The 19,219-nt window shown below is 48.5% G+C and carries 16 protein-coding genes; 15 read left to right on the top strand and 1 reads right to left on the bottom strand.

Annotation, left to right across the window (positions count from 1 at the left end; all coding sequences use genetic code 11):
• Positions 1 to 109 precede the first annotated feature (109 nt).
• From AC0KUT_RS17295 to galK, 7 genes are all read left to right on the top strand, one after another.
• Entirely contained in the window at positions 110 to 2,734 is a 2,625-nt protein-coding gene (locus tag AC0KUT_RS17295; protein ID WP_488831657.1) for a TonB-dependent receptor, read from the top strand.
• 52 nt (positions 2,735 to 2,786) lie between these two features.
• Positions 2,787 to 4,004: a glycoside hydrolase family 53 protein gene (locus AC0KUT_RS17290; protein WP_488831656.1), complete on the top strand. Its 1,218-nt coding sequence runs from the start codon at positions 2,787 to 2,789 to the stop codon at positions 4,002 to 4,004.
• Between the two features lie 28 nt (positions 4,005 to 4,032).
• The gene (locus tag AC0KUT_RS17285; RefSeq protein WP_488831655.1) at positions 4,033 to 6,537 is read left to right on the top strand and encodes a glycoside hydrolase family 2 protein; all 2,505 of its coding nucleotides are present in this window, start codon (positions 4,033 to 4,035) and stop codon (positions 6,535 to 6,537) included.
• Positions 6,538 to 6,585: 48 nt separating this feature from the next.
• Positions 6,586 to 8,058, top strand: coding sequence for an MFS transporter (locus AC0KUT_RS17280; protein WP_488831654.1), 1,473 nt, complete (start codon positions 6,586 to 6,588; stop codon positions 8,056 to 8,058).
• Between the two features lie 9 nt (positions 8,059 to 8,067).
• Entirely contained in the window at positions 8,068 to 9,069 is a 1,002-nt protein-coding gene (locus AC0KUT_RS17275; protein ID WP_488831653.1) for a LacI family DNA-binding transcriptional regulator, read from the top strand.
• 191 nt (positions 9,070 to 9,260) lie between these two features.
• Positions 9,261 to 10,388, top strand: a complete 1,128-nt coding sequence (locus tag AC0KUT_RS17270) for a UDP-glucose--hexose-1-phosphate uridylyltransferase (RefSeq protein ID WP_488831652.1) — start codon at positions 9,261 to 9,263, stop codon at positions 10,386 to 10,388.
• Complete coding sequence (gene galK, locus AC0KUT_RS17265) at positions 10,385 to 11,536, top strand: galactokinase (RefSeq protein ID WP_488831651.1); 1,152 nt, start codon at positions 10,385 to 10,387, stop codon at positions 11,534 to 11,536. The genes AC0KUT_RS17270 and galK overlap by 4 nt, the downstream gene beginning before the upstream one ends.
• A 165-nt stretch (positions 11,537 to 11,701) precedes the next feature.
• Here galK and AC0KUT_RS17260 read toward each other — a convergent pair whose 3' ends face one another.
• Positions 11,702 to 12,688, bottom strand: a complete 987-nt coding sequence (locus AC0KUT_RS17260) for a diguanylate cyclase (RefSeq protein ID WP_488831650.1) — start codon at positions 12,686 to 12,688, stop codon at positions 11,702 to 11,704.
• A gap of 536 nt (positions 12,689 to 13,224) precedes the next feature.
• Here AC0KUT_RS17260 and AC0KUT_RS17255 point away from each other — a divergent pair.
• From AC0KUT_RS17255 to AC0KUT_RS17220, 8 genes are all read left to right on the top strand, one after another.
• Complete coding sequence (locus AC0KUT_RS17255; protein WP_488831649.1) at positions 13,225 to 13,959, top strand: hypothetical protein; 735 nt, start codon at positions 13,225 to 13,227, stop codon at positions 13,957 to 13,959.
• A gap of 35 nt (positions 13,960 to 13,994) precedes the next feature.
• Positions 13,995 to 15,038 (top strand): LacI family DNA-binding transcriptional regulator, encoded by a 1,044-nt coding sequence (locus AC0KUT_RS17250; RefSeq protein WP_488831648.1) that lies wholly within the window; start codon positions 13,995 to 13,997, stop codon positions 15,036 to 15,038.
• Between the two features lie 321 nt (positions 15,039 to 15,359).
• Positions 15,360 to 15,626, top strand: a complete 267-nt coding sequence (locus AC0KUT_RS17245) for a hypothetical protein (protein WP_488831647.1) — start codon at positions 15,360 to 15,362, stop codon at positions 15,624 to 15,626.
• A complete protein-coding gene (locus AC0KUT_RS17240) occupies positions 15,623 to 16,399 on the top strand; it encodes a class I SAM-dependent methyltransferase (protein WP_488831646.1) in 777 nt (258 codons plus the stop codon). Before AC0KUT_RS17245 ends, AC0KUT_RS17240 begins: the two co-directional genes overlap by 4 nt.
• Positions 16,400 to 16,607: 208 nt before the next feature.
• On the top strand, positions 16,608 to 17,132 hold the full coding sequence (locus AC0KUT_RS17235; protein WP_488831645.1) for a DUF2753 family protein: 525 nt from the start codon (positions 16,608 to 16,610) through the stop codon (positions 17,130 to 17,132).
• Between the two features lie 190 nt (positions 17,133 to 17,322).
• Positions 17,323 to 17,598: a hypothetical protein gene (locus tag AC0KUT_RS17230; RefSeq protein WP_488831644.1), complete on the top strand. Its 276-nt coding sequence runs from the start codon at positions 17,323 to 17,325 to the stop codon at positions 17,596 to 17,598.
• A 224-nt stretch (positions 17,599 to 17,822) separates the two neighbouring features.
• Positions 17,823 to 18,470, top strand: a complete 648-nt coding sequence (locus tag AC0KUT_RS17225) for an MBL fold metallo-hydrolase (RefSeq protein WP_488831643.1) — start codon at positions 17,823 to 17,825, stop codon at positions 18,468 to 18,470.
• Positions 18,463 to 19,218, top strand: a complete 756-nt coding sequence (locus tag AC0KUT_RS17220) for a M48 family metallopeptidase (RefSeq protein WP_488831642.1) — start codon at positions 18,463 to 18,465, stop codon at positions 19,216 to 19,218. The genes AC0KUT_RS17225 and AC0KUT_RS17220 overlap by 8 nt, the downstream gene beginning before the upstream one ends.
• The last annotated feature ends 1 nt before the right edge of the window (position 19,219 follow it).

Raw genomic sequence — 19,219 nt, 5'->3', positions numbered from 1 at the left:
GTATAGCCATATAAAAATTAATATCTACAGTAAACGTATACCTTCTTGCACCCAATGGCCTATCACTAGCGACACTAGAATAATCAAACAAACAACTGAGGCGCTTAGCATGAAAAATTTCCCTATAGTCACGGCCGCCAGCAGCCAAGTATTGGCGTTGCTGCTTGGGCTCGGCTCTACCTGTGTCTACGCACAAGATGCGGCTGATGCACCTGAAGAGGTAGTAGTAACCGGTATTCGTAAGGCCATGGAGAAGTCATTGGATATCAAGCGAAATTCCAATCAAGTCGTGGAATCACTCGATCTTTCAGATATTAACTCCATGCCCGACGTGACCATCGCGGATGCGCTGGTGCGTTTACCTGGTATTAACGGCGCGCGCGATCGCGGCAACCAAAGCCAAGCGTCAATTCGCGGCTTGGGCCCGCGCATGGTATTCGGCACGATTAATGGCCGCGAAGTGACCAGCTCTGAGCCGGGGCGCAGTATTCGCTATGAGCAGTACCCTTCGGAATTGATTAGCGGTGTGAAAGTATTCAAATCGCAAGCGGCGGATATGATCGCGGGTGGCATTGCCGGCACCATTGATTTGGAAACCGTATCGCCCTTGGATCACACTGGCCCCGAATTTAATGTGGGCGCTGGTTTGGTAAGTTACGACGGCGGTAAAGATATTCCTGGCTTTGATCCCCTCGGCAATCGCTTTAGTGCATCGGTCATTAAAAAAGTAAATGATCAATTCGGTTTTGCCTTGGGCGTTACCTCTCAGCTGCAAAAAAATGCCTATCCCTCTTATCAAGCGTGGGGCTTTAACACCGGGGACGCAGATCAAATTAAGTTGCCTGCTGGCGGTGGCGACTTAACCGGTAATGGCGATTACGGCTATGTACCTTGGGGTATTCAAGCCGAAGTAAAAAATATTGAAACCCAGCGCAATGGTTTAATGGCCGTGTTGCAATTTAATCCAACAGACGACTTGGATATTAAATACGACGCGCTCTATTCTGTGTTTGATATTTCTGAAAAGCAAAATCAAACCTGGTATCAAGACATCGGCAATTGGGATAACGGCGAGGCGGGTGGCTACGGTGACGTCACTATCGAAAATAATTACGCCATGGCTGCTGCTGTTAAACCTTGGACTGGCAATATTCGCCATGTAATTGCCGACTATAGCCAAGAAAACTCTGTGTTCGCCCAGGGTGTAAACCTAAAATATTCCGGCTTTGACAAGTGGATTATTAAGGCTGATTTATCTCACTCCACCGCCGCGCGCGACAACTATTGGAATGCACTCTATTTAGAGGAGCACGGCGCGCCTTTCGCTTATGACTTGCGCGGCACGCCGAGCGTAACCGCACCTGTCGGTTCATCCGCGGCAATGCCTGAAACCGCACAGTTAGCGATAGATGATGCCAACGAAGGTTCGGTATTGGATGATAAAAACACGGCCCTGGCGCTGAGTTTTAATCGCTTAATCGAGGCGGGCGATTTTGTCAGTGTCGACTTTGGGGTGCGCACTGCCGACCGCGAAAAAGAAGTGGTTTGGACAAGTTACAACATCTCTTCTGGCTTGGGCTTGCAGTTCAGCTGGATAAACAATGGCCCTTTTGCCGATTTCCCTGAGGGTATGTTGAGTTCCTACACGGTTGGCGCAATTGAAACCTCGCCCTTCTTGGATGCGCCTTCTTACAAGGCTGCCGCTAGCGCATTGTTTGGCAAGTCAGACTTCTCTAATTTGGCCACGGTGAACCCTGCACAATATTGGCGTGTAACTGAGAAGAATGACGAAGCCTTTGTTAAGTTAAATTTTGAAGGTGATATAGGCGGTTATGACTACAACGCTAACGCCGGTGTGCGTTACGTTAAAATGGAAACCGAAAGCTATAGCTATGATAAGCAATTTGGTCCTATAGCAAATGATAATACCTATACCTTGCCCAGCGCCTCGATCAACCTATTTATTGACGATGAAAACATTGTGCGCTTCGGTGTGGCCAAAGCTATATCGCGTCCGCCTTTGGATGAAATGCGTGCAGGGCAATTCATCAGTGCGACGAATAATCCAGGTTCTGGCGGCAGTGCGGGAAATCCAACGCTTGATCCATTTACCTCCAATCAAGTGGACCTTGCCTACGAATGGTACTTTGCAGAAGAGTCTATGTTTGCCGCTGCGCTCTATCACAAAAGCATCACCAACTATGTAGGCTATACCAGTTTTGATATTCCTTCCGTTGGTGGCCAGCCCACTAGTATTTGGGCACCGGCTAACAGCGATAAAAAAGGCAGCATTAAAGGTTTTGAGTTGACCTTCCAAATGCCGTTAATTGCAGGCTTTGGTATCTACACCAACTACGCCTATGCGGATTCAGATATTAAAGAATTTGCACCGGAAAATAACCCCTACACCATGGCGGGCTTGGCCAAAAATACCAGCACCTTTGATATTTGGTACAGCCAAAATAAATTCAACGGTCGTCTCGGTTGGAAATATCACTCAGGCTACACCACGGGTTTTGAATGGGATGGTTCGCAATTGCGCAGCTTGGATGCAGAGGGCAATTTGGGGCTAAGTTTGGGCTATGAAATTAACGATAACCTTGGTGTGCGTGTTGAAGCGAACAATCTCACCAACCAAGAATTGCGCTTAAGCCAAAACAATAATGACGCGGATCTGCGTCGCTATGATGTTTACGGCAGAACTTACACCATCGATTTTAATTGGAAAATGTAATCCAGTATGTCATTAGGGCACAGGAGGTGCCCCTTTTTTGATGGAGTAGTTTATGCCTCTGTTACATAACATAGCACTTGCCGTTTTGGTGTTAGGTTTAGGTGCTTGCGCCGGAACCACATCCACCCCTGCAGCAACACCTCATGCAAGTTCCGCGGCAGCGAGCAACAGCTCAACAGCTGCGCTTGCCACTATGCCCAAAGCCGCACAATTTTTTGTCGGCGCGGATTTATCTTACGTGAATGAAATGCAGGACTGTGGTGCGGAATATCGCCTGAAGGGCGTTGCCTATGATCCCTACTTATTATTTGCGGGCGCTAAAACCAATTTGGTACGTGTGCGACTGTGGCGCAACCCAGACTGGACACACTACAGCAACTTTCAAGATGTGAGCAAAACGATTCGCCGCGCTAAGGCGGCTGGCATGCAAGTGCTATTAGATTTGCATTACTCCGATACCTGGGCTGACCCCGAAAAGCAATTTATTCCTAAAGCCTGGGAGCCATTGATTGCGGATACACCTGCCTTAGGGCAAGTGCTTTACGACTATACCCACAATGTGCTCACTGATTTGGCGGCGGATAACTTACTGCCCGACATGATTCAAATTGGCAATGAAACCAACAGCGAAATTTTGCAATTGGAATCTGCCATGCACACGGACAATATTAATTGGACGCGCAATGCCTTTTTGTTGAACAAAGGCTTGCAAGCTGTGGCCGACTTTAATCGCGCGCATACAACCCAGATCAAAAGGTTGTTGCATATAGCGCAGCCGGAAAATGCGCTCTGGTGGTTTAAGCAGGCTAAAACTGCGGGCCTAGTTGACTTCGATATGATTGGGCTTAGCTACTACCCTCAGTGGTCCAGCTACGATGTGAATTCAGTGGGGCAGGCAATTGCTGAATTAAAACGTAGTTATGGCAAAGACGTCATGATTGTAGAAACCGCTTACCCTTGGACCTTGGAAAATTTTGACAAGGCCGACAATGTGCTCGGTAAAAATGCACTTGTACCGGGTTATGCCGCTACGCCTGAGGGACAGTACGATTATTTAATGCAACTGTCGCGGCAAGTTATTAATGCCGGCGGCGCAGGCGTCATCTATTGGGAACCCGCGTGGGTGAGCACCTCATGTTCCACCCTTTGGGGGCAGGGCTCGCACTGGGAAAATGCCAGCTTTTTCTATCCGCCCAGCGGCAATGATGCGCTTAAAGCGATTACCTTTTTTAAAGACGCTTTAAGTCTCTATCAAGATTCATCCAATTAAGTTTGGGCACTTCATTAGGTAGTAAAAAATGTTGAAAAAAAATGATAAGTATTTCATGAGCGCTTTGTGGCACTGCGTCGCGCTCCTCTGCATGGCGTTGCTCACCAGCAGTTGTCAATTGTCTGCGCCTGAAGTCACTCCGGCAGACGACGCGGCAACGTCTGTGGTTACTGAGAATTTTATTGCGCCGGTATTGTTTAATACTGATTGGGAATTTAGTGCGAGTGATCAAGATCGCAGTTGGCAGGTGATAGCCGTCGAAAAAAGCTGGCAGAAAGTGAGCTTGCCGCACAGTGCGCGTATGGAGCCAAAGGTTGTCAATGATCAGTGGCAGGGTTTTGCATGGTATCGAAAACAACTGCAGCCGAATCCTATGTGGAATGGCAAACAGGTTTATGTGGATTTTGAAGCAGCCATGAATGCCGCGGAAGTGTGGCTTAATGGCAAAAAGCTCGGTGCGCATCTGGGGGGATATCTGCCCTTTAGCGTACAGCTGCCACTATTGAATGCTGGCGATGACAACTGGTTGTACGTAAAGCTCGACAATCGCGATAGCGCGGTAACAGGCCCCAAGCCACTTAAATTATTGGATTTTAATACCTATGGTGGCATCTACCGCAATGTATGGCTGCGGGTGGAAAACACCACGCACATCAGCGATGCGGTCGCGGCGAACAAGGTGGCGTCCGGCGGTGTATTTGTTAGTTACCCGCAGGTGTCGGCGAGTGCTGCGCAGGTACAAGTTAAAACTCATGTATTAACAGGTGCAACCACCGCTGGTGTGCAGCTCACGCAAAATCTCTATTGGGGTGAGCAGTTGGTGGGCTCGGTGCAAAGTGAGCTGGTAGCGCCGAGTACAGCGTTGAATGGTAAGGCGTCGCTGGAGGTCGAGCTGGAGGCGACGCAGCAACTTAATCTGCTGCGCCCACATCTGTGGTCGCCTGCCGCGCCTAATTTATATCGTCTTGAAACCTTAGTATTCGAAGGTGGCAAGCTTGTCGATAAAGAAATCAATAAAATAGGTGTGCGCGAATTTAAGTTTGTCGACAACCATTTGTACATTAACGGTAAAAAAAGTTTTCTGCGCGGTGTGAATCGCCACCAAGAGTATCCCTATGTGGGTTATGCCTTATCCGATGCGGCGCAATACCGCGATGCAGAAAAAATAAAAGCGGCGGGTTTTGACTATGTGCGCCTCTCCCATTATCCGCACGCCAAGGCATTTATGAATGCCGCCGATGAATTGGGTTTGGTGTTGCTCGATTCTATTTTGGGTTGGCAATATGTGAATGAAACACCAGAGTTTACCGCACAGGTGTTGCAAACCTGTCGCGACTTAATTCGTCGCGACCGCAACCATGCGTCGGTATTGGCCTGGGAGTGTTCACTCAATGAATCTTGGATGCAGGAGTCCTTGATTGATCAATTCACGCAAATCGTGCATGAAGAATATCCCGGTGCCAATGTCTATTCCGCTGGCTGGCAGGAATATGGCTACGATATTTTCTTACAGGCGCGCCAGCATCGTTTGGAACATTATAAAAAGCCAACGAAACCCTATGTGGTGTCTGAGTATGGCGATTGGGAATACTATGCAATGAATGCCGGGTTACAGCAGGATTCCTGGCAGAATTTATTGCAGGCGGATCGCTCGAGCCGACAGCTGCTAAGCGATGGCGAAAAGCGCTTGCAGCAGCAAGCGCGCAATATTGCCGAGGCCCACAATGACAATTTCAACACCCCTGCCTTTGCCGATGGCTTCTGGGTAATGTTTGATTACAATCGCGGCTATGCGGATGATCTGGAATCATCCGGTATTATGAGCATCGATCGCCTGCCTAAATTCAGCTATTACTTTTATCAAAGTCAGCGCGATGCAAATGACTATGCGGGGCCTTTGGTTGGCAATAAAAAAGTCAGCGAGAAAACCGCCGACTCGATAAAAGCCAATACTGAAAACCTTCAGCAAAATAATTCAGGTTACATGGTCTTTATGGCGACGCACTGGCAGGCGAATTCAGCGCTCAGCTTTCCTATCTATACCAATGCCGAGCGGGTGGAGATCTATCTCAATGGCAAGCTCTTGGGGGAGTCTGTGCTAGAGTCAAACCTAGGTAATTTACCGCATCCGCCGCATCATTTTACCCTTCCAGCTTTTGCTACCGGTGAATTAAAAGCCGTAGCCTATGCCAAGGGTAAGCCTGTTGCCGAGCAGCGTGTACAAACTCCGGGCGCACCGGCTAAGTTAGTGCTCAGTGTTGATGCTTCATCTGTTCCGCCGCAAGCAGGGCGCAATGATGTGGTGTTTGTGCGTGCTATGCTGCAGGATGCTGCTGGCCATAATGCGCGTATTAACAGTGAGCCAGTGAGTTTCGCGCTTACGGGCGATGCAGAATTGCTGTCGCCAGTGCAGGTTAATACGGAAGATGGCATTGCCTCTGCGCTAGTGCGTTTAGGCAGTGATCTACGTGGTGTAAAAATTAGCGCGCATTATAAAAATATTCACGCGCAAACACTTTCTCTGGCGAACTAGTAGCGCGGACATCCAGAGAGTGTTTGTACTCTCTGGATGCACACGAGCATGCATAATCCAACTCAACACGCGATTGGTCTTAAGCAAAAGTTAGCGCTGGGCTGCGGTTATTTCACAGTGTTTTTTTTAGGCCAAGCAATTCCCATTTTGGCGATTCCTCATTATCAAATGACATTGGGTGTTAACCCCGGTTTATTGGGGCTGTTAATGGCGCTGCCATTATTGTTGGCCAGTTGCTTTGGCGTTTGGTTTGGTCACTGGGCCGATAAATTTCAGTCGCGCTTTGGTCGTCGTCGCCCCTTTATGTTTTTCGCTTCTGTGTTTACTGCCTTAAGTTATGGTCTCTTGTGGATGCCACCCGCACACTGGGCGCACGGCGCACTGCTGGTGTATTTTGGTGGGTTGAGTTTGGTGTTTCAATTGGCAAGTGTTATCTACTCCATTTCACTCAACAGTTTGGTCTATGAAAGTTCGCCCAGTTCCCATGAGCGCACGCGCTTAATGGGGTTCACTACCTATTTTGTGAAGCTTGGTTCGCTCTGCTATCAATGGCTTTATCCCTTGTCTGCGGTTGCCTTGATCGGCGGTGTGGTCTTGGGGGTGCAGGGCGTCGGCTGGCTGTTAGGTTTAAGTGTGTTTTTAATCATGGGTTTGCTGCCAGTGTTTAATTTGCGCGAAGCCGCTGGATTTCAAATATCTGAATTAAAAGCACTTGAATTTAAGGCTGCTGAATTAAAGGCTCCCGAATTAAAGGCTCCTGAATTAAAGTCACCTGCGTTAAACGCTGCTGAAACTAAAACCTCTGTGCAATCACCTACTTTTGTATGTGCAGTAAAAACCACGCTCAGCAATCGCGCCATGGTATTTATTCTCACGCTAACGCTGCTGCAAATGGGAGGAGCAGCCTATGCGGCAACGATGGATTATTACTTGCTCGTCTATTTTGTGAGTGCGGGCGATATAGTAGCGGGTGCAATTTCTAAAGGTGTACTCTCTACGGCTTATGCCTTGGTCAGCATGCTCTCGGTACCATTCATTCTATATTTGGTGAAGCGCAGGGGGCGGTTGCAAGCGCTGCTTTTTATCTATGGGATTAACGCTCTGGGCGGCTGTGCAAAGTGGTTTTTGTTTGTGCCGGATATAGGTTTGTGGATCATGCTGGATGCGATATTATGCGGCACAGTTTGGAGCGCTATGGTCATTATAATTCCCTCTATGATCGCCGATTTAGCGCACAATGAGGGGCTTAGTGCGCAAGCTAGTCGCTCGGGCATATATGCGTCTATTTACGGTTGGGTGTTAAGTTTGAGCGGTGTTTGTGTGCTCATGATCAGCGGCTTTACTCTGTCTGCTATAGGTTTTGATGCGGCCCTCGGTGGCGCGCAAGCGCAGAGTACACTGCAATTAATGCGCATTATCTTAGCGCTGGGCACTGTGGCGTTTAGCCTACTGGCGATCTATTTGGTTATGCGTTGGCAAGCGCGGCCCGCTAATTATCAATTTGCAAACGAAAGTGCTTAAGGCTGATTCATGGTAACGATTAAAGATGTAGCGCGCGTAGCGGGTGTTTCCACCGCGACAGTATCGCGTGTGGTGCATGGCGGCGGGCAAGTGGGCGATGATTGCCGTGCACGCGTAAAAAAAATCATTGAAGAGTTGGGTTACCGCCCCAACTCCAATGCGCGCGCGTTGGTCAGTAAAACGAGCACTACACTGGGCGTCGTAACGCCACGTTTATCCATGGCGTTTTTTGGCTGTTTGGCCGCCGGCGCTGAAATTGCTGCGCGTAAGAATAATTACAAATTACTCATGAGTAATTCACTCTACGAAACCAAAACGGAGTTGGAAGCAATAGAGTCGCTGCGCGAACACAGTTGCGATGCCATTGTGCTACACAGTGAATATTCAGATGAAAAAACGCTCATTGATTTGGCCAAAAAAATTCCCGGTTTGGTGTTAATCAATCGATTTATCCCCAAATTGGCGCACCGCTGCGTGTGGTTAGATAACCTCGCGGGTGCGCAAGAAATTACCCGCTACTTGATTGATAAGGGCCACAGGGATATCGCCATCATCACCAGTGTTTATCAAAATAGCGATCCTGAATTGCGTACTCAGGGCGTCAAAAAAACCATGCGCGATGCCGGCCTGAAGTTCAATGAAGACTTGTTAGCAGAATCGACGGCCAATACCAAAGGCGGCGAAGATGCGGTGCAAATGTTGCTGGACCGCGGCGTGAAATTTACGGCAGTTATTGCCTATAACGACTTGATGGCGGTAGGCGCTATGAATCGTTTGCAGGATGCAGGTATTGCAGTGCCTGAGTCGGTATCCGTGGTAGGGTTTGATAATCTTTATATCAGTCGCAGTTGTCGCCCACTCCTTACCACCATGAATTATCCTATTGAAGAAATGGGTACCTACGCCGCTGAGCTGGCGATTAAGCTGAGTACCGACAGCGCCGGTGCCCACAGCCAAACGCATTTATTTATGCCGGAACTGGTGGAGCGCAACTCGGTTAAAGCGCTCTAGCTGATACGCAAGAAAATGTTTTTGCTGTTGCGATGAGTCTGGTCATTATTTTTTTGCGTTGAGTTATTTCTACCCTGTCATTGTAAAGTTCTTAAAAGCCCCGCCTTATTCCGCACTTGTGGTTGACCTGCGTGGAGAAATTGTAGATAATTTAATTATCATATAAATAATATCTGAAGTGGTTTGATTCTATGTCGCTAGATAGCTCGCTCCTTGGCAACTCTCCTCTTGAGGAATTTTCGGTAGATGAGCATACACATCGCCGCTTTAATCCGCTGACATCTGAGTGGCTGTTAATCTCCCCTCATCGCACTAAGCGCCCCTGGCAGGGCCAGCAAGAACTCAATCAGTGGCCCGAGAGCCCCGAGCATGATCCCAAGTGTTTTCTCTGCCCCGGCAATAAACGTATTGGCGGAGAATTAAATCCAGCTTATCCCGAAACATTTGTATTCACTAACGATTTTGCCGCGCTTATGCCACAGGTGCCTGCAGCACCTGTGTCGGTCGATCCACTGTTTCAAATTCAAGCTGAGCAGGGCGAAAGCCGCGTGATTTGTTTTTCGCCTGATCACAGTAAAACCATGCCGCTGTTAAGCGATGCGGAAATTGCCGCGGTTATTAATACCTGGATGAGCGAGGCGGTGGAGCTGGGCAAGCGCTATGCATCGGTGCAAATTTTTGAAAATAAAGGCGCGGTCATGGGCTGCTCTAATCCACATCCTCACGGCCAAATTTGGGCGCAAACACAAGTGCCGAGTTTGGTGCAAAAGGAGGCGGATAGTCAGCGCGATTTTTTTTCACAGCAGGGTAAATCGTTGCTGCTGGATTATGCGCATAAAGAAATCGCTGCCGCAGAGCGTGTGGTAGTGGAAAATGCTGACTGGGTTGTGGTGGTCCCCTTTTGGGCTGCATGGCCATTTGAAACACTCTTGTTGCCTAAAGCGGCGCGCGCGCGCATCACTGATTTAACCGCGGCAGAGCAGAAAAGTTTAGGCGATATTTTGCGTGATATTACCGCGCGCTACGACAACTTATTCGAGTGCTCATTCCCCTATTCTATGGGCTGGCACGGCGCGCCGTTCGAGTCAGACAACACAGCGGTTGGCACCACGAGCGGTGTTGAACATTGGCAATTACATGCACATTTTTTCCCGCCCTTGTTGCGCAGTGCCAGTGTGAAGAAATTTATGGTGGGTTATGAAATGTTAGCGGAGCCCCAGCGCGATTTGTCACCGGAACAGGCTGCCGCGCGCTTGCGCGAACAAAGCCCTATACATTTTCGTTTGAACCCAAAAGTGACTGCTGAGGAAAACCTGTGAGCGCTCTAAATATCCAACAGCTACACACATTTTTCGCAGCGGCCTATGGTCAAGCGCCTGAGCTTGTCGTGCAAGCACCTGGGCGCGTCAACCTCATCGGTGAACACACCGATTACAACGGCGGTTTTGTATTGCCCGCCGCCATTAATTACAACACCTGGATTGCCGCCAGTACGCGCACTGATCGCAGCTTGCGCGTTACTGCGCGTGATTTTGACGAGCAGGTGGTGCAGTTCGATATGGATGTACCTATGCAGTCAGATAACACTGCGCCATGGTCTAACTATGTGCGCGGTGTAGTACAAGAATTAAAGGCGCGGGGTTATCAGCTTGCTGGTGGCGATCTGTATATTACCGGCAATGTTCCGGCGGGGGCGGGCTTGAGCAGTTCAGCATCTTTGGAAGTTGCGGTAGTGCGTGCGTTAACCGCGTTAAGTAGTGAAGCTATTGACCCTACGACGGCAGCGCTGGTTGGGCAGGCGGCAGAAAATAATTTTGTCGGTTGTAACTGCGGCATTATGGATCAATTGATTTCAGCACGCGGGCAAGTTTCCAGTGCGCTTTTAATTGATTGCGCCGATTTAAGTACGCGCACTGTGACTATTCCTGCCGACTGGGAAATTTTAATTGTGCACAGCGGCGTTAAGCGCGGTTTAGTAGAAAGTGAATACAATTTGCGTCGCCAGCAGTGCGAAGCAGCCGCGGCGTTTTTTGGCAAAAGCTCCTTGCGTGATGTTAGCTTGGCGCAGCTGTTGGCGGCAGAAGGTGATTTAGATAGCTTGAGTTTTCGCCGTGCGCGTCATGTGCTCACGGAAAATATTCGTACACTGCAAGCGGCAGAAGCGCTCAGTGACGGCGATATGGCACACCTAATAAAAGCTATGGCCGAGTCGCACGCTTCCATGCGCGATGACTTTAATATCACCACGCCTGCGATTGATAAGTTGGTTGATATTTTACAGCTGGCAGGCGCAGGCAAAGCGGGCGCACGTATGACCGGTGGTGGCTTTGGTGGCTGTGTAGTGGCCGTAGCGCCAGCTATTGTGATTCCGCAGTTGATGGCGGCAGTTGAGGCCGAATACACCGCGGCTACAGGTTGTGTTGCGACGCTTATTCCCGCTAAGGCCAGTGCTGGTGCATTTTCGTGACTTAGGTGCTGCAGATATGTTGCCGTTAAAAACCACTCTCGCGAGTGGTTTTTTTTGCTTTTTACATCACCTGGTTAAATAGATTTATTGATGGGAAGTAAAGCATATTCTTCTCGGTATGTATTTACAGGCATGATGTTAGAATTTTTCTAACTAAAAATTACTTTAATCCCTATGGTGTTGCTGAAGTGTATCTTGTGAATATTCGTTATTGTTCAAATCAATTTCCACATCGTTTTTTGTGGCAGGGTAGTACCAGTATTGCGGATTATTGGGTACCACCAGATCGGGATTTTTAAGTTCAATAACTCTGCGTTTATCCAGTGCTGCTTTCTTTATATCTTCAGCAAAGTATGTCAAAAACAGTTCTTCAAAGCTACCGTCGGCTATAGCTCTGTGTAGACCAAACTGTAGGGCTTCGGCTATCTCTGGATGCTGTTTGTTGGTAAAAAAATAATTGGCAGCGGGATAGTGTAGTGCGAGTGTTGATTCAATTTCAAAATTCATACCGGCATGATTGTTTTTATCGTAATAAATCTCGAGAATTGAGCGAGGGAGATAGTCTACTCTGCCCATTTTCAGCATTTTAAACAGGCTGTTTCTATTGGCGGAGGTAATTAAGGGTAATTGATTGTACTTAAATACCGCCACATCAGGCCAGTCATGCCCTTGCGTTGCTACAAGTGCGCGCAAATCTTCCGCTTGTTGAATGGCTATAAATTTTTGTTCACTGGCGGGATTAATGAGCAATAGGCGCCAGCCAATTAATCCTTTTAGTAGCGGAACGCGAATGGGGATGAGTTTTGATTCGCGCTCTTTAGTGGTGTTTAGCCAGTAAAGATTAAATTGATTGTCTTCAAGGTATTTTTGGCTTCGGTGGCCACTTAAAAAATTGACGGGTACGGATGTTATTTTGTAGCTGCGCCCACTTTTATCCATTGCAAGCTTAAGTAAGTTAAAACGATACTCATTGATTCGAGGAAGAATGTCTATATTGAAGGTGGGGTAACGAATATCGATGATTGTTGAATGGGGAGCGTCGTCTTGATTAGCGCTAAGCGTACTCGAGGCCAAACACATGGCTATCAATAGCGTTACTAACACGCTGTGGCATGTCAGTGTTAGAGAAGATGTCTTTCTGGCATATGTCATAGTAACTTCACTAATACTGAGATTGTTGGTTGAGCGAGGTTATAGCGGCGAGAATATTCGATCGCCAGATTGAGCTGTTCCATTAAATACTGCATAGCTTGCCTTGCTTAATTGGTATAGGTTGCCATTTCTTATTGCCATGGAGAAGCTGCAGTCATTCGCTTAGGGTTTTTGCTTACTACTGTCGTTAATACAATGGATCAAGGCAGGGTGCCCTCTCGAGCCAAAGATCCCTTATGTTATTTTTATGATCACTCTACTCGCGGCATATTACCTGATTAGATGTAAATTATAGATTCTTGCGCAGGCTTTATTGAGTTTAAATTTAGGAGGGGTGTCTGGTCCATGCAATAAGAAAATCGTTTATTTGACTGATACTGCACAGTCATTTGGGCAGCGATTTAATTGTTCTAGGCTGCTTTTTCCCCATAGAGATCCTAAGATTAAGCCATCTATAGGCTTCCAAAAGGTGTTTGTGGGTGAATTTTTCGTATTAGATTATGCTAATCTCGCTTTTTTACCTTAAAGGACTTCCTATGAAAAGCATTTTATTATTAGTGCTGAGTGCATTGTTGGCCGCCTGCGCTGGCAATGGTTCCAAAGCGAATTTAGCAATTGCACCCGTGCCTGAATCAGATCTACTGCAAGTACAGGGCAGCCATTTTGACCGTTTTGTAGTGAAGGACCCCGCCGTATTTGGCGGTTTTGATAAGGTGATCATCTTTGCTGTTCAATTTGATAAATTGAAAATATCGACAGCGGCAGATAAGTCTCTTGCGAAAAGCTGGAATAGCTCTAATTGGGATGATATGGATACTATTTGCCAGCAATTTGATGATTTTGCGTTAAAAATATTTAAAGAGCGCGATGGTTTTAAGCCAACTAATCGAGGTGCAGAAAATGTACTGGCGATGGAATTTAGCCTGATTAAATTCATGCCTTTTAGCAAGCCTTATAAACAGGCCGGTTTGGACAGTGTAGGTACCAGCTCTGGCTTTTCAGGTATTGGCGACATCACTATTCGTGCGGTTCTCGCCAATGCTAAAACGGGAGAGCTGGTGGGCGTTATTGAAGACACCATGGAAGTGAATGCCAATAATGCGAGCTTTGGGAATTTAAACATGCAAATGGATGGCAACAATAAGATGGGGCAGATGCTGGCTTGGCGTAAGGTATTTAAGCGTTGGGTCAGCTCGTTGCACGACGAGTTGCGACAGCTGAAGCAACAATCGTTTGCGACCGCTGCATTAAAGAATCAAGCGACTCAATAATTCACTTAATACTATCGCCGCGAGGCACTTCGCCCTTGAAAGACTTAAAACCAACGTCATTTGATATAGCCTATCGCGCGGGGGTTTCTCAATCTACGGTGTCGCGTGCGCTGCGCAATAGTCCACTGGTGAATGAAGAAACTCGCTTAAAGGTTCAGCAAATTGCCAAAGAGCTGAATTATAAAGTCGATAAAAATGCCAGTAGTTTGCGCTCGCAAGAGAGTAAAACGATTGCACTGTTACTCTGCGAAGATCACGGGACGGGCGAATCCTTAATTAACCCTTTTTTCCTGTCTATGCTCGGTAGTATTACCCGTGCAACGGCAAGCCGCGGTTACGATTTGTTGATTTCTTTTCAGCAATTTAGCGAAGATTGGCATGCCGATTACGAGGATGCCAATCGCGCTGACGGTATTATTTTCCTCGGTTACGGTGACTATGAGAGCTTTGTTAAAAAGCTCACCTATCTCACCGAAGTCGGAGCGCACTTCATTACCTGGGGGCCGGTACTTGAAGGGCAGCCAGGGGTTTCTATCGGCTGCGATAATTTCAACAGTGCTTACGTTGGCGCGCAGCATTTATTGAGTTTAGGTTACAAAAACATTGCCTTTCTTGGCGATGTATCTGAGCACAGCCCTGAATTTGGCGATCGCTATCGCGGTTTTTGCAAAGCCTTGGGGGAAGCCGGTATAGCAGTAAATCCACAGTTGCAAGTTGCCGCTGAGACGTCGGAAGAAGAGGGCTACAAGGCGACTTTAAGTCTGTTGCAGCGGCGCTTGCCCTTTGATGCCATTTTTGGTGCAAGTGATCTCATTGCTATAGGTGCTATGAAGGCGCTTGAGGAAGCGGGACTTGAGATTCCGCGCGATGTCGCGGTGCTCGGCTTCGATGATATTCCTATGGCGTCCTACACCCATCCACCCTTAACCACCGTGCAGCAAAATACACTGCTGGCCGGAGAGTTGTTGGTCGAAAATCTACTGATGATGGTGGCGGGGGAGAAGCCTGAATCGCGACTGTTGCCAGCGAAACTTGTTGTGCGTGGATCCTGTGGTGAACAGGCTGCGTCTAAAAAGTAGTACCCTATTGCCGTTATTAAGTTTATTGAAGCGCGGCCTAGCTGCGCTTGTGTGCGTATTTCCTCCTTGTATAGATGAATCCTCGAGCTAAGTTTTAGTCTCTTCTTTTGTGTTTTCTTCCGGCATTTCCTTTCTTTTTTTACCCTTCAAGCTGCTGCGTAATCAATCGCGTTAGGCGTATTTGAGCGGTTTCCCTTGATGCTCACTGAAAATCAATTGCCAAACTTGTTGACATTTTATATCAAATGATAATAATTATCACTTGTGGTTGTGCATAGGTGCAGCCCTTAGGTTCTCGCAATCAAACATAAGGAGTCGGTTATGGCGGTATTAGGTGCGGTGGCACAGGTGACCCGTTTTGAAGATTATCGCGCAGAGCTTTTGGTGTTCCTAGCGCAGCGGTTTGGCTCCATTGCCTTTGCGGAGCGGTTAAGTGATGAAACGCAACGGCGGCTAGAGGAGGCGGATATATTGCCGCTGATAGGCAATCCGCGTGTCTACCTTAGCAGCTATGCATTCTCTCTTGGGTTGCAGCTGTTGCAAGAAGATCCCGCTATGAGTGCGCGTCTGCAAGTGAGTGGGCTATGAGCATGTCGCTCGCGGCTCTGCCGCGCGAACTCTGCTGGGCTTTGAATGCGCGTGTACGCCAGCCTTGGTCGGCAACGGGGGTGCAGGATCAAGCGGCAAAATTTCTCGCGCAGCTGTTGCGTGTGAATCGCGGTGAGCATCAAAGCCCCCGCTGGGAGCGTGATTATTTGCAGCGCAGCCAATGGTTTGATCGCCGCTGTAGCGATTTTTTTGCGCAGCATCCTAAGGGACTTTGTATTGATTTAGGTGCAGGTCTTAGCACGCGTTTTCATCGCCTAAGCCAGCAGGCGGATTGGCCGTGCTTTCGCTGGGTAGATGTAGATCTGCCGTCGGTCATAGCGCTGAAATCGGGCGTTATGCCTGCGATTGATAATTACCAACTCATTAGCGCTAACTTTTTACAGGATGATTGGTTGGCGCAAGTTAATTGGTTGCCGCACGAACCCATAATTATCACCCTTGAAGCGGTATTGGCTGGTGTGAGTGAGCGCAAAATTGAACGCTTGTTGGCATGTTTACTTGCACAGCTCAACGCGTGTAAAGCATTTGACTCATCGCCGTGCATTAGGCTCGTGTTTGATATTAGTGCGGCCCCGAATGGTATGAAGCGTTGGTTTGGACGCGTGCTGGGCGGAGGTCTTCATAGCCTACTTACACGCCTAGACTCAATCGGGTTGAAAATTCTCTCGGCAGAAGTGTTGCCGGGGCATGCTGCTTGGGGGCTTGTGACCGAGCTAAATTGCACAACAAAAAACAAAAGGTCATTGGGTTGAACATTTTTTTAAAAAAGCAGTTTATTCGAGCGGAATTTAATAAGCCGTAAAAAGTAGACTGCGTAAATGGCCTTGCTTTGACTAAGGAGCTACTAGCAATTAAAGATGATGTTTTAAAAGAGGGACATTATTTTGATGCAGGGACGCTTTTTTTAATCACTTTACGATTTGATCGCAGTGAAATTATCAATAGCATGAGGTTCAATTGATGCAAGGCAACCCTAAGGTTCTAGGTGAAAATAATGCAGCTATAGCGCAAGGCTTGAGCGCTTGGAAAAACTGTATTGGACTTGGCAATCAAGCCTATGCGCGCGGTGATATTGCCTGCGCACGCGCGAGCTATGAGGCGGCGCTCTATAATATCTGTGCGGAAATGGCGACACTAACCTACGTACCGCACCGCGGCTATAACCATGCAGATTGGAACCGCGAACGTTGTGATAATCACATGGCTGCATTGGTTGTTACCTATCACAACCTTGCTGACTTATTAATTCAAGATGGCGCGCCGGAACGGGCTTTGGCGTATCTTTGCGAAGCGCAGCAGCGGATTTATATATTGCTGCATCACCCGCACACTGAAGTTGCCGACTTGGCGCAGCGGCATTTGCAGATTACCTATCAGGCGCTGGTCGAATTTGCGCGCAGTCACGGTGGGCAAGAAAAAGTGGAGCAGACCTTGCTGTTTACGCGTTTTGTGTGCGCGTGCTGCGTGAGTAAAATAATGCATTGATCGGTGCTGATATGGCCTGTAGGATTGGGTTTGTTCCTTTCTTTATGGCGGATGGCTTGTGTAAGTAATGGACCGGCATGCGTCGAGATGGAAAGGCATGTGTTGTGACGGATGGATAGCTGCTTCAACAAGGCGCCTATCGCAACTTCAATTGAGCGGCTGTCGCCGCTGGGGGTTTTAGGGTGGCCATATGAAAATTAATCACTTTGCATCAAAGGACATCAAACTCTCGGCAACCTTCGGTTTCGAAGCCATAATAACCGAGTTGTTTGTCGGTTTTTTTGCTGGATTTTTTGCCTATATTGGTTACAGCAGTAAGCTGCTTTTGTTGTTTGGTTTGTGCCTTCTGGTAACGCTGGCCTGCGTATTGTCGGTTGGTTTTGCACTGCGAGAACATTTACAGCACAAAAAATATTTGCAGGCTAAGCAAGCCGAGCTTGATAGGCATAGTGAAACCTTAGAATAGCAAGCCAATATCGCCACAGTTCTTGCGTCTGGTGTTTTGCGCGTGTTGTCTGCCTCCTGCCGTCCTAGGGTGCATTTTTCTCTTTCCAATGCATCATCATCTTTCTCAGTCCACGCAAAGTCTTTCTCCACTTTCACAGTATCGCTAACGCATTTAACAACTTTGCCTTAAGGCTTGCATGTGTCTGTGGTATCTTGCGCCGATCAATGGCGAGAGGTATTCCCGTGCTTCAATTTCATATTATTCCCGTTACCCATTACCAACAAAATTGCAGCTTGCTGTGGTGCGATGAAACCCGTGAAGCAGCGTTGGTCGACCCCGGTGGCGACATAGAGCTGTTATTGGCGGCAGTGGCAGAGCGCGAGCTTAAGTTGGTTAAAATCCTGCTCACCCATGGCCATTTGGATCATGTGGGGGGTACGGCGGCTTTGGTTGCGCGTTTGGAGCTGCCGGTGATTGGGCCGCACCGTGACGATATGTTTTGGATCTCAATCTTGCCTCAGCAGGCGCAGATGATGGGCTTTAGCCCCGTGGAAAACTTTACCCCCGATCAGTTTCTACAGGATGGCGATAGAGTCTCTGTGGGGAAGTCGGAATTGCAGGTCTATCACTGCCCCGGTCACACCCCTGGCCATGTCATTTTTTATGATTCTGAAGCGCAACTGGCGCTGGTGGGTGATGTGTTGTTTAAGGGTTCTATAGGGCGCACAGATTTCCCGCGCGGTAATCACGCTGACCTTATTAACGCAATTCGCACCAAGGTTTTGCCCTTGGGTGATGAAGTGCGCTTTGTGCCTGGTCATGGCCCCATGTCGACCTTTGGTCACGAGCGGCAAACCAATCCTTTTGTGGCCGATAAAAATTATGGCTAAAGAGCTGCGTGTGCAAAGCGCAACACCCGCAACCTTGGCGCAAGAGCTGGGTTTTCCCTTTGAAATAGCACGCTCGGCGCGGCGGCGCAGCGTGGCGATTGAAATTCGTCGCGCGCAGGTGGTTATACGTGCGCCCTTGGGGGTGAACGAAAGCCTCTTGCTGGATTTTTTACGCACTAAGGCGGCTTGGGTTAGGCGTAAGCTAAGCGAGCAAGCTGCGCATCAGGAGCAAGCCGCGGTGCCACCGGAGGCGCGCGCATGGCACGCGGGGGCCGTGTTGCCCTTTATGGGCGAGCACCTGACCTTGGTGCTGGGCAAGGGGCCAAGTGCCGCGATTCAGCGCGTTGATCAGCAGCTCCACGTCATCATCTCGCAGCGTGCAAAAATGCCCGAGGCCACACAAATTCAGCTCTTGGTGGCGCGCTGGTATCAACAGCAGGCCTTACAGATTCTCACGGCTAAAACCCATGCGCTCTGCGCGGCTATGAGCTTGCGCTGTGAGCAGGTGAGCGTTAAAGCCACTCGCTCAAAATGGGGCCATTGCACGAGTCGCGGTGCTATTCAGTACAATTGGCAGATACTGCTAGCTCCAGAGGCCATAGTCGACTATCTTGTCGCCCACGAAGTGAGCCATTTGCGTCACCCCAATCACAGCGCGAATTTTTGGGCGCTGGTCGAAAGTGTATGCCCCGACTGCAAGGCACGGCGTGCTTGGTTGAAAGCGCAGAGCGCACAATTGATTTTATAAG

This window comes from Cellvibrio sp. 25HG11W-0, assembly GCF_057815475.1.
The sequence above is the reverse complement of the archived record's forward strand: the minus strand, read 5'-3'. Positions and strand labels throughout refer to the sequence as shown.